This is a genomic window from Streptomyces abyssalis, assembly GCF_001751365.1.
Taxonomy (GTDB): Bacteria; Actinomycetota; Actinomycetes; order Streptomycetales; family Streptomycetaceae; genus Streptomyces; species Streptomyces abyssalis.
Genome location: NZ_LJGT01000019.1, coordinates 1 through 1,284 on the forward strand (window position 1 = coordinate 1; position 1,284 = coordinate 1,284).

At 72.0% G+C, this 1,284-nt stretch carries 2 protein-coding genes; both read right to left on the minus strand.

Going from position 1 to position 1,284, the window contains the following annotated elements; genetic code table 11:
* Nucleotides 1-799, minus strand: a 799-nt coding sequence (locus tag AN215_RS00070; RefSeq protein WP_070031074.1) for an acyl-CoA dehydrogenase family protein, incomplete at its 3' end; no start/stop codon positions are given.
* 128 nt (nucleotides 800-927) lie between these two features.
* On the minus strand, nucleotides 928-1,284 hold a 357-nt coding region (locus AN215_RS00075; protein WP_275520654.1), incomplete at its 5' end, for an acyl-CoA dehydrogenase family protein.

Genomic DNA, 1,284 nt, shown 5'->3' on the forward strand with positions numbered 1-1,284 from the left:
ACTGCCGCCGCTCCACCGCCCACTCCCGCGCCAGCTCCAGGGCGCGCTCCGCCGCGCCGATGGTGCGCGCCGCGATCATCAGCCGCTCCTCGGTGAACCAGGAGCGGGTGATGTCGTAGCCCTCGCCGATGCCGCCGAGCACCGCGCCGTCGGGCACCCGCACATCGGTGAACGTGAACTCGGGGTGCTCGTAGACGAAGGTGTGCATGAAGCGCGGCACCCGGGTCATCTCGACGCCCGGGGTGTCCTTGTCCACGAGGAACAGGGTGGGTGCCCGCTCGTCCCCGGCCGCCGCGAGGACGATCAGGAAGTCGGCGTGGTCGCCGACGGTGACGAACCACTTCTCCCCGTCGAGGCTCCAGTGCCCGCCGGAGGTGCGGGTCGCGGTCGTGCTGAGGTTCTGCGGGTCCGAGCCCGCCTCCGGTTCGGTGACGGCGTAGCAGTCGCGGCGCTCGCCGCGGATGACCGGAACGAGGAAGCGCTCGCGCTGCTCGGGAGTGCAGAAGCGCAGCGCGTTGGCCGGGCGCCAGACCATGTCCCACAGGGCGCCGGTCAGCCGGCCCAACTCCTGCTGGACGACGGCCTGCTCGAAGATGCTGAGCCCGGCGCCGCCCCACTCGGCGGGCATGTTGACGGCCTGGAGGCCGCTGTCGAGCACGGCGACGCGGATGGCGTCGTGGGCCTGCGGGGGCAGACCGTTGTTCTCCTCACAGTCCTCCTCGTACTTCATGACGAGGTCGGTGAGCCTGCGGGCCGTGCCCTTGAGTTCCTGCTGGCGGGCGGTAAGGCGGAAGTCCATGTCGGTCCTTGGGATGCGGAGTGACGGGCGGGGCGGAGACGACGAAGGCCCGTGGGCCGGGGAGCGGGGCTGCGGACCCGGCGGACGCGGGGAGCCGGGTCGGGCAGTCAGGGAGCCGGGTCGGGCAGTCAGTGACGGGGCAGGGCGAGGGCCCGGGTGCCGCGCTTGATCAGCTCGTTGGCGATGATCAGGCGCTGGATCTCGGACGTGCCCTCCCAGATCCGGTCGACCCGCAGCTCGCGGTAGAGCCGCTCGACCGGGTAGGAGCGGTCGTAGCCGCGCCCGCCGAAGATCTGCAGGCAGCGGTCGACGACCCGGCCGGCCACCTCGCTCGCGGCCAGCTTCGCCGTGGAGGCCTTGGCGTGCAGGGCCTTGCGTTCGGTCCCGGGCTGGTCCGCCTCCCAGGCGACCTGGTGGGTGTAGGCCCGGTTGACGGCGATGTCCACGGCGCAGTCCGCGAGCATGCCCTGGATCAGCTGGAAGTC